The sequence below is a fragment of the Streptomyces lonarensis genome (assembly GCF_012033735.1).
Taxonomy (GTDB): Bacteria; Actinomycetota; Actinomycetes; order Streptomycetales; family Streptomycetaceae; genus Streptomyces; species Streptomyces lonarensis.
Genome location: NZ_JAAVJD010000127.1, coordinates 1 through 15,768, shown reverse-complemented (window position 1 = coordinate 15,768; position 15,768 = coordinate 1). Strand labels below are relative to the sequence as shown.

General features: G+C 75.3%; 9 protein-coding genes. 4 read left to right on the top strand and 5 right to left on the bottom strand.

Annotation, left to right across the window (positions count from 1 at the left end; genetic code table 11):
- Positions 1-135: 135 nt before the first annotated feature.
- Together lhgD and HCN56_RS16065 are read right to left on the bottom strand one after the other, a co-directional pair.
- Complete coding sequence (gene lhgD / locus HCN56_RS16070) at positions 136-1,344, bottom strand: L-2-hydroxyglutarate dehydrogenase (RefSeq protein WP_167971734.1); 1,209 nt, start codon at positions 1,342-1,344, stop codon at positions 136-138.
- Positions 1,345-1,352: 8 nt separating this feature from the next.
- Positions 1,353-2,915 carry an NsdA family TPR-like regulatory protein gene (locus tag HCN56_RS16065; RefSeq protein WP_167971732.1) on the bottom strand — a complete coding sequence of 521 codons (1,563 nt, stop codon included), beginning with the start codon at positions 2,913-2,915 and terminating at the stop codon, positions 1,353-1,355.
- Positions 2,916-3,600: 685 nt separating this feature from the next.
- On the opposite strand from HCN56_RS16065, the gene HCN56_RS16060 reads away from it, so the two are divergent.
- Positions 3,601-5,811, top strand: a complete 2,211-nt coding sequence (locus tag HCN56_RS16060; RefSeq protein WP_167971730.1) for an asparagine synthase-related protein — start codon at positions 3,601-3,603, stop codon at positions 5,809-5,811.
- 216 nt (positions 5,812-6,027) lie between these two features.
- On the opposite strand, the gene HCN56_RS16055 is transcribed toward HCN56_RS16060, so the two are convergent.
- Entirely contained in the window at positions 6,028-8,313 is a 2,286-nt protein-coding gene (locus HCN56_RS16055) for a sigma-70 family RNA polymerase sigma factor (protein ID WP_167971728.1), read from the bottom strand.
- A gap of 152 nt (positions 8,314-8,465) precedes the next feature.
- Entirely contained in the window at positions 8,466-9,299 is an 834-nt protein-coding gene (locus tag HCN56_RS16050) for a TetR/AcrR family transcriptional regulator (protein ID WP_312871260.1), read from the bottom strand.
- 368 nt (positions 9,300-9,667) lie between these two features.
- Between HCN56_RS16050 and HCN56_RS16045 the strand changes: the two genes are divergently transcribed.
- Both HCN56_RS16045 and HCN56_RS16040 read left to right on the top strand, forming a co-directional pair.
- Positions 9,668-11,041: an NAD(P)/FAD-dependent oxidoreductase gene (locus tag HCN56_RS16045; RefSeq protein WP_167971725.1), complete on the top strand. Its 1,374-nt coding sequence runs from the start codon at positions 9,668-9,670 to the stop codon at positions 11,039-11,041.
- A 91-nt stretch (positions 11,042-11,132) separates the two neighbouring features.
- Positions 11,133-12,899, top strand: a complete 1,767-nt coding sequence (locus HCN56_RS16040; protein ID WP_167971723.1) for an ATP-binding SpoIIE family protein phosphatase — start codon at positions 11,133-11,135, stop codon at positions 12,897-12,899.
- A gap of 82 nt (positions 12,900-12,981) precedes the next feature.
- Here HCN56_RS16040 and HCN56_RS16035 read toward each other — a convergent pair whose 3' ends face one another.
- Positions 12,982-14,520 carry an MFS transporter gene (locus HCN56_RS16035; RefSeq protein ID WP_167971721.1) on the bottom strand — a complete coding sequence of 513 codons (1,539 nt, stop codon included), beginning with the start codon at positions 14,518-14,520 and terminating at the stop codon, positions 12,982-12,984.
- 222 nt (positions 14,521-14,742) lie between these two features.
- Between HCN56_RS16035 and HCN56_RS16030 the strand changes: the two genes are divergently transcribed.
- Positions 14,743-15,288 carry a MarR family winged helix-turn-helix transcriptional regulator gene (locus HCN56_RS16030; RefSeq protein WP_167971719.1) on the top strand — a complete coding sequence of 182 codons (546 nt, stop codon included), beginning with the start codon at positions 14,743-14,745 and terminating at the stop codon, positions 15,286-15,288.
- Positions 15,289-15,768: the final 480 nt, after the last annotated feature.

The following is a 15,768-nucleotide window of genomic DNA, read 5'->3' as shown; positions in this document are numbered from 1 at the left end:
GGTGCTCCCGCCGTCCCGGCGACGCGACCGGGGACGCGAACGTAAAATCGGGGCACTATGCACCAGCCCTCGCACTCCCGACCCGCCGAGCCCGCCGCCGAGCCCGGCTCGTCCCGCCCGCCGCCGCGCCGCCGCTCAGCCCCCGGCCAGCCGCCGCAGCGTGCGCTCGGCGATCTCGCGGCCGATGGGGAAGGCGGCGGTCGCCGCCGGGGAGGGGGCGTTGAGCACGTGCACGCTGTGCGGTCCCTCGGCGAAGCGGAAGTCGTCCAGCAGCGTGCCGTCCGGCAGGACCGCCTGCGCGCGCACTCCGGCCGGCGCCGGGAGCAGGTCGGCCGCCTCCACCGCGGGAAGCAGCCGTCGCACCGCGGCGGCGAAGGCGGCGGGGGAGAGGGAACGGCGGATCTCGGCGGCTCCGGTGCGCCAGTAGCGGGCGGCCAGCCGCCGGGTCCCCGGGTAGCGGAGGGTCGAGACGAGCTCCGCGGGGTCCACGGCGGACCAGCGGTACCCCTCGCGGGCCGGCGCCGGAACGGCGTTGGGGCCGGCGTGGACCGTGCCGTCCGTGCCCCGCGTCAGGTGGACGCCGAGGAACGGCAGCGCCGGGTCGGCCACCGGGTACACCAGGCCCCGCACCATCCGCGCCGCCCGAGGCGCCAGCGTGCGGTACTCGCCCCGGAACGGGATGATCCGCAGCCCGGGCTCCACGCCGGCCAGCCGCGCCAGCCGGTCGCCGTACAGCCCGGCGCACGTCACCAGCGCCCGTGCCCGCAGCACATGCCCCGCCTCGGTACCGATGGCCACGCCTCGGCCGGGGCGCTGGTCCACAACGGTGACGGCGGCCCCGTACCGGACGTCGAGGTCGGCGGTCAGCCGCGCGGCCACGGCCCGGAAGTCGCACACCCCGGTACTCGGCACCCGCAGCGCCGCCACCGCCCGCACGTGGGGTTCGAGCGCGGCGAGCCGCCGCGGCGACAGCTCCTCCACCGCGACCCCGTTGGCGCGCCCGCGCTGCGCCAGCTCGCGCAGTCGTGGCACTTCCTCGCTGGTCGTGGCCAGCACGACCTTCCCCGGGCGGGCGTGCGCGATGCCGTGCTCGGCGCAGTACGCGAGCATCTCGGCGCCGCCGGCGACCGCGAGGCGCGCCTTCAGCGAGCCGGGCCGGTAGGCGACGCCGCTGTGCACGACGCCGCTGTTGCGCCCGCTCTGGTGCCGGGCGGGCCCGGCCTCCTTCTCCACCACCACGACCCGGAGCCGCGGGGCGGCGGCGCGCAGGGCGTGCGCCGTCGCCAGCCCCACGATGCCCGCGCCGGCGACCAGCACGTCGCAGTCGTACGGTGCCCGTGTCATGTGTCGGATCATGCCGGAGAAGCGAGGAGCGGGCGAGCGGCCTCCAGCAGCTCTTTGACGACGGGCTCGTTCTCGTACGGCTCCAGCCGGTGGAGCAGGTCGCGGACGTAGTCCGTGGCGCGGGCGGAGGAGATCCGCGCCGCCATCTCGATCGCGCGGGTACCGATGGCGCAGGCGGTGTCCAGGTTGCCGGACTCCAGCTCCGCTATGGCGGCGACCACCAGGCGCAGTCCGTGCGACCGCGCGAAGTTCTCCGTGGGGTCCGACAGCGACTCCTCGGTGAACCGCCGGGCCTGGCCGGGGGCCTTGAGATCGGTGTAGCACTCGGCCGCGTCGGCGGCGAGCCGGTCGTAGGCGTAGAAGTCGAGCCAGCCGGGGTCCGGGTCGCCGGAGCGGGAGCGCTCCAGCCAGCTCTCCGCGGCGGCCAGCGCCACCCCGCAGGCGTGCTTGTCGTTGGCCTTGGCCAGCGCGCGCGCCTCCACCAGCCGGAAGAAGCTCATCGTGCGGGCGGTCGCCAGGGAGCGGTTGCGCTCCAGCGCGGCCTGCGCGAGGTCGACGCCGTCCTCGGCGAACCCCCGGTAGGTGGCCTGGAGGGACATCGACGCCAGCACGTAGCCGCCGAGCGGTACGTCGGCGGCGGCCCGCGCCAGTCGCAGCGCCTGGATGTAGTAGCGCTGGGCGGCCTCCTGCTGCCCGGTGTCGAAGGCCATCCAGCCCGCCAGCCGGGTCAGTTCGCTGGTCGCCCGGAACAGCGAGCGCCCCACCTCGTCCGAGTAGCTGCCGAGCAGCAGCGGCGCGGCGTCGGTCCGCAGGCACTCCGGCACCATCGCCGAACGCCAGTCGCCGCCGCCGTACTTGGAGTCCCAGCGGCGCGCCTCGTCGGCGGCCTCCCGCAGTTTGGAGACGTCGGAGTGACCGACGCGGCCGACACCGCCGTCCCGGTCGCGGTGGCGGCCCGGTTCGCCGGCGGGGTCGCGGCCCTCGCCGTCGTCGCCCGTGCCGCCGTCCTCGCGGCCGGCGCCGTCCGGGGCGTCCGCGCGGCCGATGCCTACTCCGCCGTCCTCGCCGTCCGTGCCGCCGTTCGCACCGTGGCCGTCCGCGGTGGCGTCCCGGGCGACGGAGGCATCGGCCGGGGATATGAGCCAGCGCGCGGCCGGGGTGGCGTAGGCGCTGACGGAGAACGACCCGGCGAGTGACTGCCACACGGCGCGCCCGGGGGAGGAGTCCAGCTGGTACAGCTCGGTCGCGCCGCGCACCGCGTCGGCGACGTGCCGCGGGAAACCGAGGCCGACCTCGGGGGTGGGGTCGGTGTCCGCCAGCCCGATCTCGTGGAGCGGGACCGGCCGACCGAGCTTGCTGCTGATGGCGGCGGCGATGAGATGCGGCGCCGAACCCTGCGGCACCATCCCCTTGGTCACCCACCGGGCGACCGAGGTCTTGTCGTACCGCAGCGTCAGGCCGCGTTGCGCGCCGAGGTCGTTGACCCGGCGTGCGAGCCCGGCGTTACTCATGCCGGCGAGGACGAGGACGGTGCCGAGCTTCTCGTTCGGTCCGCGTGACTGCCTGGACATGCGCACCCCTGAACACCACCGACGGCAACCCCGCGACCAGCACAGGGCTTTCCGCGCTTTCGCCAACCCAGCGTAGTTCGATGCCTTCTGACCGTTAAGGGGCCTGTCGCCGGATGGCTGGTCTTCTACGGTGGCGAACTGCGGCCGAGCGGTTCGCCACCCCTGCCGGCGGCGGCGTTCCGGCGCCGCCGATCGGCCCGGTCACAGCGCCGCGGGAACGTGCCCGCGCCGCCCCCGGTCGCGCTCCCGGCATGTGGCCGTGCGCCTGTCCGTGCGCTCTGTGCAGGTGAGGGCCCGAGGTCTTGCATGGTGTGGGCGTGGGTCGGTCCGCCGCGCTCTGGAAACCGGTGGGCCGGGGGAGGCCGCCGTCTCACATCCCCGCAGACGGCGGTCGTGGCCCGGGAGGCGACCAGCGTCTCCCGGGTCACACCGGTCCGTCGCCCGCGCGCGATGTCGTCATGGGGCGAACTCCGGCCAACAATGGCCGGATAGCGCCGGTTTCCAGGGGTGCAACCCGCCACGGGTCGATCAGCCCTGCCCCGCGACGCACCACCCCGTACCGAGCCGTAGCACCCGCTCCCATGGCAGCATGGCCCCACTGTGTCCCGACTGCCCCACCAACCCGGGGAGCGGCGCACACCCGAAACAGCCCGCGGCGCGGGCACGGTCCGGTGGGGGAGGCGGCATGCGATGGCTCGTGGGGTGGTGCGGAGCCTCGATCAGCGCTGCTCGCGACGTGCTGCCGCTGGGGGCCCAGCCGCTGTGGGAGGGGCCGGACCCGCTGTGGGCCGTCGGTGACTGGCGCCCGGACGAGATCCGCCTGGTCCACGCGGACGGCGACACCCAGCTCGCGGTGCTCGGGCACTGCGGCGCGGACGACGCCCGGCTGCGAGCCGCACTGACCTCCGCCCGGGCCGGCGCGCTGCGCCAACTGACCATGTTCCCGGGCAGCTACACCCCGGTAGCCCGGTTCGGGCGACGCACCGTCATCCCCACCGACCTCGCCGGCCTGCACCCCGTCTTCCACGCGGACTGGGAGGGCGGCACCGCCTACGCCACCGCCGCCCTGCCGCTCGCCGACCTCACCGAGGCCCAACTCGACATCGGTCAGCTCGCCACGATGCTCGCCTGCCCCGAGTCGATGGAGGCCCTCGGCGACGGCTCGCCCTACGCCGGCGTCCGCCGGGTCCCGCCCGGGCGCGCACTCTCCATGCGGGAGGGCGGCGTCCGGGATGTCAAGGACTACGAACCGGCCGTCCCCACCGTGGTCGCCGCCCCCCAGGTCGAGCAGGAGGCCGCGATCGCCGGCGTCCGCGACGCCCTGGTCGAGGCGGTCCGGGCGCGGCTCGCCGCCCCCCGCCACATCAGCGAACCCGTCGCCCACGAGACCGCCGGCGCCCACGGCGCACTCCCCGCCGCGGCGGCGGTCGCCGGCGGACCGGGGGGCCACGGCCCGACCCACGACGACTACGGCACGGGGCACACCGGGCACGGCGACTACGCGGCCCATGGCGACTACGCCGCCCACGCTGCCCACGACGGCCGCCCCGGTCCGGCGCGGGACGGCGCGGAGCCCGCCCCCGGTGTCGGCGCCGACCTCTCCGGAGGCAGCGCCTCCACCACGCTCGCCCTGCTCGCCGCCGGGCTCCCCGGCCGACCCGGAACCATCTTCGGCACGGGCTCCACCCTCGCCGGTGAGCGGTTGCTCGCCGTCACCTTCAACGACCTCACCCCCGGCAGCGACGAGGCGCGGACCGCCCGCCTCGCGGAACTCGAACGCGCCCGCGCCATAGGGGAGGACCCGCGACTGCACCACGTCGTCGTCGCCGCCGCCGAAGAGGCCCTGCCCTACGCGGCGTTGGACGAGGTCCATCTCACCGACGAGCCGGGACCGTCACTTGTCGGCGTTGCCCGCCACCGCAGTCGGCTCGCCGCCGGCAGCGCCGACCACATCATCGGCAGCGGCGCCCGCCAGGTCCTCGACGCCCACCCCGCGCGCCTCGCCGACCTGCTGCTCGACCGCAACCGCCGCTACGTGCTGCGCCCGGTGACCGCGCTGGCCCGTGCCAGCCGCGACGGCAACCGCTCGGTCCTGACACCCCTGACCATCTACCGGGCGGCCCGGCGACTGGCCCGGACCCCGTACCGCGACGGCCTCGCCGGCGCCGCCACCCACCTGCGCGGCGCCTCGGGCCCCACCGCCGACACACCCGACACCGCGCTCGCCACCTCACTCGCCTCACTCGCCTGGAGCCGCCCCGGTCCCGCCGCGCGCTGGCTCACCGGCGAGGCGCTCGCCGAGGTCTCGGTGAGGCTGGAGGCCGCCGCGGCCCATCCCCGCCACAGCGCCGACAACGGCCGGCCCGGCGTCGCCCGCGCCCGCGCCGCGCTCGCCCGCAGCGCCGCCGACCACCGGATCTTCGTCCAGGCCGCTGAACGCCACCACCAGCGGCTGCACGCGCCGTTCTTCGACAACCAGGTGGTGCGCGCCTGCCAGGCGCTGCCGGAGACGCTGCGGGTGCAGCCCGGCGCGCGCGCCGAGGTGCTCCGCGCCGTCCTGCAGGGGGCCGGGGTACGGGAACTCCCGCCCGGCTGGGGCGCGTCCAGCCGGGAGGCCGCCGCGGAGAGCGCCCTCACCGGCCTGCGCGCCGCGCTTCCGGAGCTGATGGAGCTCTTCGCGGCGCCGCTCCTCGCCGACGCGGGCCTGGTCGACGCGCGCGTCGTCCGCAAGGCGCTGCGCGCGGCGACCGAGGGCGAGACACTGCCGCTCGACGGCATCGCCGAACTGGTCGCCATGGAGGTCTGGTTGCGGCGGCTGCTGGCCCGGCGCGGCTCGTGCTGGTCCACCTCCGGTGACCATCAGCCGCGCGCGGTGACCAGCGGCGTCACTCCCTGACCCTGCTGCTGCGCTGCCGGGGCCTGTCGCGTCGCTGCTGACCTCGCGGAGCCTTCTCCGAGCCCTCGGCGCCGCTGCCGCCATCCGTGCGCCATCCGTCGTGATGGCGGCGCACCGTGCTCCCGACCCGACCCGACCCCACCCGACCCGACCCGACCCGACCCGACCGACCCGACCCGACCGACCCGATCCGACCGGCCCGACCCGGCGGCCGGATCAGCCGCACTCGATCGCGGACTCCGCCCAGTTGGCCAGCCCCAACGCCCCCAGAGTCCCCCGGGGTTCGACGACCAGCCGCAGCGACTGCACGCCGTCGACAGCCACCCGGAGGGACTGCGGCGGATCACCGCCCTCCAGCACCGACGACGTCCACAACCGCTCGCCGTCGCCGAGCACGGAGAACACCGCCCCGCCCAGCGCCGCCGTCGAGTCGTCGATGCCGACCCGAGCCCGGTACACCTGGCACGGCCGGTTGAGGTCGATCGTCACCGAGGAGACCGTCGACACGGTGATGCCGTGCGCGTGCTGCTGCCCGCCGATCGACAGACCGGCCCGCTGCCAGGTCCAGCTGCTCCCCAGCAGCCGCAGCGTCGGCTCGTTCGAGTTGCCCAGCAGGTCGTAGGAGAGCGACCGGACCTCGTAGGACGCCCGCTCGGGCTCCGGCTCGGGATCGGGCTCCGGCTCCGGTTCGGGCGCCGGGTCGGGCGCCGGGTCCGGTTCGGGGTCGACCGGCTCGGGCACGTCGGGCGCCGGGGCGGACGGCTCGGGGTCGGGCTCCGGCTCGGGCTGTGACCGGACCGGCGGCTCCGCCTCCACCGGCGGGTCGGGCTCCGGCTGCTCGGGTTCCGGCTCCGCCGCGGGGTTCTCGGGCACGGCGGGTGCCGAGGGCTCGGGGTCGGGCTCCGGCGCCGGGTCCGCCTCCTCCGGAGGCGGCTGGGTACCGGGCGCCGGCACAGCGGCCCCCGGCTTGTCGGCCACGTCGCGTCCCGGCTCGCCCGCGCCTCCCATGAACAGCAGCGCCAGGGTGGCCGCGGTCACCGTCGCCGCGACGGCGGCCGCCATGCCCACCTTCACCGGTGCCCCCAGCCCCTCCGAGGCGGCACCCGACGCGGCGCCCCCCGAGCCGCTGCCGCTCGCGGCGGCAGCGGACCCGCCCGCCCCGGCGGCGGCCGCGCCGCCCCAGAGCCCGGCGCCCTTGAGCGTCGACTCCGCGGCGAACCAGCCGATGACGGCGATCGGCAGCACGGAACGGATGTGCTGGTTGAGGTCCCGGACCTCCAGCGCCGCCGCCGAGCAGGCGTCGCACTCCCGCAGGTGCTCCCGCAGTCCACGCTCCGCGCGGGTCCGCAGGCCGCCCCGTGCGTACGCGCCGAGCCGGTCGGCGTAGCGGGCGCAGCCGCCGCCGTCGGTGAGCGCCCGGCTCACGTGCGCCTGGAGGTAGGCCTGCTTGAGGCCTTCCCGCGCGCGGTGCGCCAGTACGGAGGTCGCGTTGGGGGTGAGCCCCAGCAGGGGGGCCACCTCCTGCGGCGAGGACTCCTCCACCGTGGTGTGCCAGAGCACGGTCTGCCACCGCTCCGGCAGGCTCCGGAACGCCTGCACCGCCATGGAACGTTCGGCGACGTGCATGGCCCGCACGTCCGCGCCGGACTCCGTCGTCTCCGCCGCGCGCCGCCCGCCGCCGGCCGCCTCCACCGCGAACAGGGCGAAGTCGTCGACGAGTTGCTCACGCCGCGTCGTTCGCGACCACGCCGCGGCGACCCGCCGGACCGAGGTCAGCAGATAGGCGCGGACCGCGGTCTGCGGCCCGGCGCCACCGCGGATCGCCTGGAGCGTGGCGGCGAAGACCTCGTTGGTGAGGTCGTCGGCGGTGTCCGCGTCGCGGCAGCAGGTACGGGCGTAGCGGCGGACGGGATCGACGTGGCGGCGGTACAGCTCCTCCGACGCGAGGGCGTCGCCGCCGCGGATCAGCCGGACCAGCTCCAGGTCGCCGGCATCGGCCGCGGCGGCCGCCCCTGCCGCTCCGAAGGCGGAGGCCGGCCCGCCGAACGACGGCGATCCGCCGAACGGCTGCGCCCCGTCGAACAACTGCGGCCCGACATCGGCGCGGGCCCGCTGCCGCGGGACGGCGTGGTCCTCGCCGGGTGGCGGCCCCCCGCCGTCGTCCTCGCCGCCCCCGGTGCCCCCGATGTCACTGCCGTGCGCCGCCCCCGTCTCGGCGGCCGGGGCGTGCTCGGCCGACTGCACGTCAGCCGCCGGCTGGTCACCCGGGAGCGCCGGCTCGCCGTGGCCGGCTTCGCGGAACGGCGGGGGCACCGCCACCCCCGGTGCCTCGTCACGCTCCGCCGGCCCGGCGACCGGCTGCGCGGTGCGCACCACCGGCGGCGCGTCGGCGGAGCGGTGAGTCTCTCCCGACGTCGCTGCCTGCGGCGGGGCCGCTGCTGCCTCGGGCGGGCCGGACTCCCCGCGCTCACCCTGTGGTTCGCCCGGACCGTCCATGCTCATGCGGTAAGCCCCCGAGGCTGTCTGCGTCCCTGTCGAGCCCCCTTCGGCCCGCGCGTCGCAACGCGCGGAGGCTCCGGTCGTAGCGTCCCACACGGAGCACCGTCCGTGTGCCGCCGTTGGCCGGAACCACCCGTCCGTGGGAGGTTCCCGCCTCAGCCGCGGGCGGGCCGCAGCCCCTGCAGCAGGATGTCCAACAGCCGTTCGCACAGCACCGCCTGGCGTGCGGTGTCCGCCATGGGGGGCGGTGCGGTGGCGATGACCAGCAGCACATCCGCCACCGACGCGTCCGACCGCAGCTGACCCGCCAGGCGCGCGCGTTCCACCAGCCTGGACAGCAACTCCAGCAGCTCGCGGGTGTGTTCGTGCGTAGCGTCGCCCGCGGGGCCGGTCCCCCCGACCGGAGGCGTGCCCGGGGACGCGACAGGCGCCGCCGCGCGGCCCCCGTCGAGGTCCTCCGGCGCCGACCTCGGCTGCGGCACCCGCTCCGCCGCCGCCCCCGCGGCGCCCACGCCGACCTCGCCCCCGGCCTCCCGGCCCGGCGCGAAGCCGTCCGTCATGCCGTCCCCCGACGCGCTGCCCGACGCGCTGCCCGACGCGGGGCCCGACGCGGGGCCCGACGCGCTGCCCGACGCGGGGCCCGACGACGGCGCGCCGGTGCCCAGCCCCACCCCGACCGCGAACAGCTCCGGCAGCAGCCTGCCGCTCCGCGCCGAGGAGGCGAACCGCACGAACCCCTCCAGCGCGGTCCACGGCTCCGCAGGCTCCGAGAGGGAGGACAACGCCCGCTCGGCCAGCCGGCCGGTCTCCAGCTCCGTCACGTACCTGACCAGCGCCTCCTTGTTCGGGAACCGGCGGTACACCGTCCCCACGCCGACGTTCGCGCGCCTGGCCACCTCCTCCACCGGCGCGTCGTAGCCCTGCTCACCGAAGACGTCACGGGCGGCGTCGAGCACGTGCCGCAGGTTCCGCTGCGCGTCCGTCCGCAACGCGGACCTCCCGCCCGGCCTGGCCGTCGCCCCGCGACCGCCCCGCGTGCCCTCCGCGGGCGCCGCTCCGTCGTCCCTGCCCTCCGGCCCGCGGGCCGACCGCCCGCGCCGCGCGGCCCCACCCGCGGACCGTTCCTGGGATTCCTGAGAACGCATACCTGTCTCCCCCCGGTTCAGCACCTGCGCCGTCCCCCCGAACGGCACCCCACCCTGCGACGGAGAGCGGTGCGACCGCCCCTCCGACGTACGAACATAGTTGAGGCCGCTGACGCTGAGAAGAGGGCGAATACGGCCCACGCCGCCCCTATCGGAGCAGCGTCCCGCCGTACCTGTGGACAAACACCGGAGACCCTGTGCCTCATGGACGAGTGACGAAGGAACCCACCCGCATTCTCGTGGCCGGCGGCGGATACGTCGGCCTCTACACCGCGCTGCGCCTCCAGAGCCGCCTACGCGGCGAGCTGCGGCGGGGGGCGGTGGAGATCGTGGTGGTCTCCCCGGAGCCGTACATGACGTACCAGCCGTTCCTCCCCGAGGCGGCCGCCGGCTCCATCTCACCGCGCCACGTGGTCGTGCCGCTGCGCCGGATACTGCCGCGCTGCCGCTTCCTCGGCGGTGAACTGGTCTCCGCCGACCCCGCCACGCGGACCGTGCAGATCCGCACCCTCGCGGCGGAGCAGGCGGACGGCGTCCCGGAGGCCGTGCGCTACGACCACCTCGTCCTCGCCGTCGGCTCGGTCTCGCGAACGCTGCCCGTTCCCGGACTCGCCGAGCACGGTATCGGGTTCAAGACCGTCGAGGAGGCGATCGGGCTCCGCAACCACGTGCTGGAGCAGCTCGACATCGCCGCCTCCACCCGCGACCCGCAGGTGCGGGACGCCGCCCTCACCTTCGTCTTTGTCGGCGGCGGCTACGCCGGGGTCGAGGCGGTAGCCGAACTGGAGGACATGGCGCGCTACGCCAGCCGCTACTACCCCAACGTCAGCGCCGCCGAGCAGAAGTGGATTCTCGTCGAGGCGACCAACCGCATCCTGCCCGAAGTGGGCCTGCGGATGGGGGAGTACGCCGTCCGCGAGCTGCGCGGACGCAACATGGACGTGCGGCTCAGCACCCGGCTCGACGCCTACGAGGACGGTGTCGCCGTCCTCAGCGACGGCACCCGCCACCCCACCCGCACGCTGGTGTGGACCGCGGGCGTCAAGCCCAACCCGGTCCTCGCCGCCTGCGGCGTCCCCCTCGACGAACGCGGGCGCATGCGGTGCACGCCCCAGCTGCGGGTCACCGGCGTGGAGCGTGTCTGGGCCGCCGGCGACGCCGCCGCCGTCCCCGACCTCTCCGTCGACGACCCGGCGCCCGACGGGAAACCCGCGCTCTGCGCGCCCAACGCGCAACACGCCGTGCGCCAGGCGCGACTTCTGGGCGACAACATCGCCCGTGTGCTCCGCGGCCACCAGCCGGTCTCCTACCGCCACCGCTACGCCGGTTCGGTCGCCTCCCTCGGCCTCCACAAGGGCGTCGCACGGGTGTACGGCAGACGCCTCAAGGGGTACCCCGCCTGGCTGATGCACCGCACCTACCACCTGAGCCGGGTCCCCACCGTCAACCGCAAGGCCCGCGTTCTCGCCGAGTGGACCCTGGCCGGTCTCTTCAAGCGTGAGATCGTCTCGCTGGGCTCGATGGAGCACCCCCGGGCGGAGTTCGAGGCCGCGGCGGGCAGCGACCGCACCCCCGGAGGGCCGTAGTCTTGGACCGGCGGCCCGCGCGCTGACGGCGACGCCCGAGACCCTAGCCACGCCATCCCGGCAGGTTGACCGGGCTACTGGGAGAGACCAGGTGAAACTGACCCGCTGGGGCATCCGGTTGCCCGGCACGCAGCGGCGCACCGCACCCGCCGCGATCACCGCGGCCAAGCCGGTCCCCGCCGCGCGCGACGGCCGACCCGGCCGCCACGACGCCCGGACCGCGGCCGGCGCCGAACCCGCCGAGGAGAACCACCACGTGGCACAGACCGACGGCAACGACCCGCCCGACGGCCCCGGCACCCCCGGGGCGTCCCACGCGTCCGCCACCGACGCCGAGTTCGTGCACGGACCGGCGGTGCACGAACTCCTCGGCCAGGTCCCCGCCCCCGTCGCGCTCGTCCACGGCTCCGACCACCGCCTCGCGTACGTCAACGAGGCGTACGCGGCCCTGTTCGGCCCCCGCACCCCCGGCAGCCCGGCCCGCGAATCGCTCACCGAGCTCGAGGAGCTCGGACTGGTCCCGCTGATGGACCAGGTGCGCCGCAGCAACACCTCCCGCACCATCAAGTCCCGCCGCGTGCGCGGGCCACGACGCGACACCTTCCACACCTTCACCTGCACCCCTGTCGAACTCTCCGCGCCGGAGGGCCCACCGGTGCGCGGCGTCCTGGTCTTCGCCGCCGACGTCACCGACCAGGTCACCTCCGCCGAGCGCCTCCGCGAGAGCGAGGGCCGCCAGCGCGAGACGGCCGTCACGTTGCAAAGAAGCCTGCTGCCGCAGGAGTTGGAACAGCCCGACGAGCTTCGGGTGGCAGCGACCTACCACCCCGGCGGCACCGAGACCGCCGTCGGCGGCGACTGGTACGACGTCATCACCCTGGGTGCCGGCCGCACCGCCGTCGTCATCGGCGACGTCATGGGACGCGGCGTGCGCGCCGCCGCCGTCATGGGCCAGCTGCGCACCGCAGTGCGCGCCTACGCACGGCTGGACATGCCGCCCCACGAGGTGGTGCAGCTCCTGGACGGCCTGGCGTCGGAGATCGACCCGACCCAGATCGCCACCTGCGTCTACGCCGTCCATGACCCGAGCGAGGACACCCTCTCCTACGCCTCCGCCGGCCACCTGCCGATCGTGGTCCGCCGCCCCGACGGCACCGTCCACCGCACCCCGGGCCCCACCGGACCGCCGCTCGGCACCGGCGACTGGGTCCACGAGTCCGCAGCCATCCCCTTCCCGCCCGGGAGCAGCGCGGTGCTCTGCACCGACGGCCTGGTCGAACGCCGGGACGCCGACATCGACGCCGGACTCGACACCATGGAGGAGGCGCTCGCCGTCGCCGCGGACTCGCCGCAGATCCTCTGCGACCGGCTGCTGCGCGCGCTGGGCATCTCCGACGGCCATGACGACGACGTCGCCATCCTCGCCTTCACCCGGCCGCAACCCGAGGGCGCCGACGCGGGCCTGTTCCGCGCCGCCGCGCTCGACCTGCACGGCGGCATCGAGGCGACACCGCGCGCCCGGGCCTTCGCGGGCGGTGTCCTCTCCTCCTGGCGGTTCCCCGACGAGCTCCGCGACCTCGGCGTGCTCACCGCCAGCGAACTGGTCGCCAACTCCGTCGTCCACGGCAAGGCGCCGATGCGGCTGCGGCTGCGACGCACCGACCGACGGCTCATCATCGAGGTCACCGACGGCGACGAGCACCTGCCGCGCCACCAGCAGGTCCGCCTGGGCGACGAGACCGGACGCGGCATCGCCCTGGTCGCCGCGGTCGCCACCGACTGGGGCACCCGGCGGCTGCCGGAAGGCGGCAAGTCGGTGTGGGCCGAGTTCGCGCTGCCCGCCCCCGCCGCTCTCTGACCAACCGGCCGGCTCGCCGCCACGACGCCGAACGGCCCGGGCCCGTACCGCGCAGGTACGGGCCCGGGCCGTCCGCGCCGGGTCAGACGGCGGCGCTGCCGCAGCCGACGGGCTCCCGATCAGCGCGGGCCGGCACTGCGGCGGCCGTCACCGGCGGCCCGCCTCCCGCGCCGTCCCGAGCCGGCACGTCGGGCGTCGTCGGCCCCGCTCCGCCGGCCCCGACGACGGCAGCCACCGCCACCGGCTCCGCCGCTGCCACGGCCACGGCCGGTACCTCACCGGGGGAGTCGGCCCCGGTGGTCGGGACGGTCCCGTACTCCTGGTCGCGGGTGAGCCGACGGCCGAGCCGCAGCGCCAGCACCGAGATTCCCACCGAGCATCCGGTCACCAGCACCAGGTACGGCAAGTAGGCCCCCACCGCGGCGAGCAGCCCGCCGACCGCGGGCCCCACCGCGAGCGCCAACTGCTTCACCAGCGCGAAGGCCGCGTTGTACCGCCCGATCAGCCGGGCCGGAGCGAGATCGGCCACCAGCGGCGCCACCGTCGGCGACAGCATCGCCTCGCCGACGCCGAACAGCGCGTAGGTCGAGATCAGCAGCCCCACCGCCAGGGCGTGTGCCACCGGCAGCAGCCCGGAAGCGGCAGCGGCGAGCCAGGCCACGGTCCAGACCATGCCGACCAGGGCGATCACCCGGCTGCGCCGCCTGCCCTCGACGAACCGCAGCACGGCGTACTGGGTCACGACGATCGCCGCGGTGTTGGCCGCCAGCGCCATGCCGAGCGTGCTCGGCGAGACCCGGGTCACCTCGACCGCGTAGGCGGCGAGCCCGGCCTCGAACTGGCCGTAGCAGGCGAAGAAGAGGACGAAGCCCAGCACGCAGAGCAGCAGCATCGCGGGATCGGCGAAGACCGCGCGCATCCCGTCTGCCGCCGGTGCGGCGGCATCGGCGCTCCGGCGGCGGACGCGCAGCCGGGCCGCGGCCGCTCCGCGCGCACCCGGCCCGCCGGAGGCGGCGACCGGCCGGTGCGGTGCGACCCCGGGCGCGCTGCGCGGCAGCCGCACGGTGGAGACCACCGCCGCCAGCACCAGGAACATGACGGCCTCGGTGGTGAAGAGGGCGACGAAGCTCCCGGCCCGGTGCTCGTCGACGATGAGCCCGCCGGTGAGCCCGCCCAGCCCCAGCCCCAGGTTGGCGAGGAAGAACTGCGTCGCGAACGCCCGGGACCTGCCGGCCGGCGTCGAGCACCACACGATCATGGTCGCCAGCGCCGGCTGGAGCATGGCGAGGCCCGCGCCCATCACGCCGGCGGAGACCAGCACCGTCGGCGCTGTCGCGGCGAACCCGAAGCTCAGGGCGCCGGCGGATGCGGCCGCCGCCCCTGCGAGCGCCACCGGCAGCGGCCCCCGCTGATCGATGGCCCGCCCGGTGAAGGGCAGCACCAGCAGCGCCGCGACGGCGAACGCCGCCAGCGTGGCGCCGGCCGCCAGATCACCGAGCTCGCGCACGCGCGCCACGTAGATGAACAGATACGGCACCGTGAAGCCGTTGCCGAACGCGCTGAGCGCGTTACCGATCTGGATGCGACGCAGCGCCGATCCCGTCCCGGTCAGCTTGTCCACCGTCCCCCTCGCCTTTCTCGTCGTGCTGGTCCGCTCCGTTACCGCTCCGGCCCGTCGGGCGTCCGGGCCGCGGGGCGCCGGGCCACGCGGCCGGGCCCCGAGTCGGCGGACGACGCCGTGCCCGGGGCCAGAGAGTTAGAAGCTAAAGTTCGATATCGAAGACTACAGGGCCGAGGTGTTCGGGATCGAACGCTTTGAGGGTGACGTGCGATACTCCCCGCCATGCCTCCCAAGCGTCGGCGCGAGCCGACCCTCGACGAGCAGATCGCCATCTACCTCCGGGAGTACCGGGAGCTGGACCCCCAGGTGGAGAAGGTCGTCAACGCCCTCTCCCGCCTTGACCGGCGGATGAGCGTCGCCTACAGCCGGCACCTGGGGGCCGCCGACCTCAGCCAGGGCGAGTGGGAGGTGCTGAAGGCGCTCGTCATGGCGGGCGACCCCTACCAGCTGTGGCCCGGCACCCTCTCCAACCGGCTCGGCCTCACCCCTGCCGCGATCACCCATCGCATCGACCGGCTCCTGGCGGCGGGACTGGTGACCCGGGAGCGCGACCCCGCCAACCGGGTGCGCGTCATCGTCGGGATCACGGAGGCCGGCCACCAGAAGTGGCTGGAGGTGATGCGACTCGCCTCCGTCTTCGAGGAGGGGCTCCTGCAGGACCTCGACCCGCAGGAGAGGGGAGTGCTGGGCGAACTGCTGACCCGGCTGCTGCGCCGCGTCGAGGACGACCAGCCGGACGCCGGCGGCCGCCTCACCGACCTCGACTGAGGCACCCGCGCACGCGCCCGACCGGGGGTACGACCGGTGTGCCACCTGGATTTGACGCTCCAGACGTGTCTGCGTAATGTTCTCCGAGCTGCCACGGAGCCGTTCGGTTCCCCAAGTGACGCTGAGCGTCCCAGGAGGCGGCACCCACTGCCTAGGTGCATCTGCCCTTTCGGGCCTGTTTCTCGTGCGTTCGCGCATGCTGAATTCATGGTCCGGGTCGATTTTGAATCGGCCGGGGAAATGCTCTAACGTGGTGGACACGCCGGAGGGCGAAAAGCTCGAAAGGCCCCGCCGGCCGGGGGTCAGAAACACGAAAGTGGGTCTGATAGAGTCGGAGACACCGAAGGGGAAACCCGGAGGGAAAGGCCGAAAGGCCGAGAGATTGTCCCCGCCGACCGGGGGTCAGGATCACGGAAGTGAGTCTGGTAGAGTCGGAGACACAAAGAAAGACCGAAGGGAAAAGCCCGGAGGGTCTGCTGA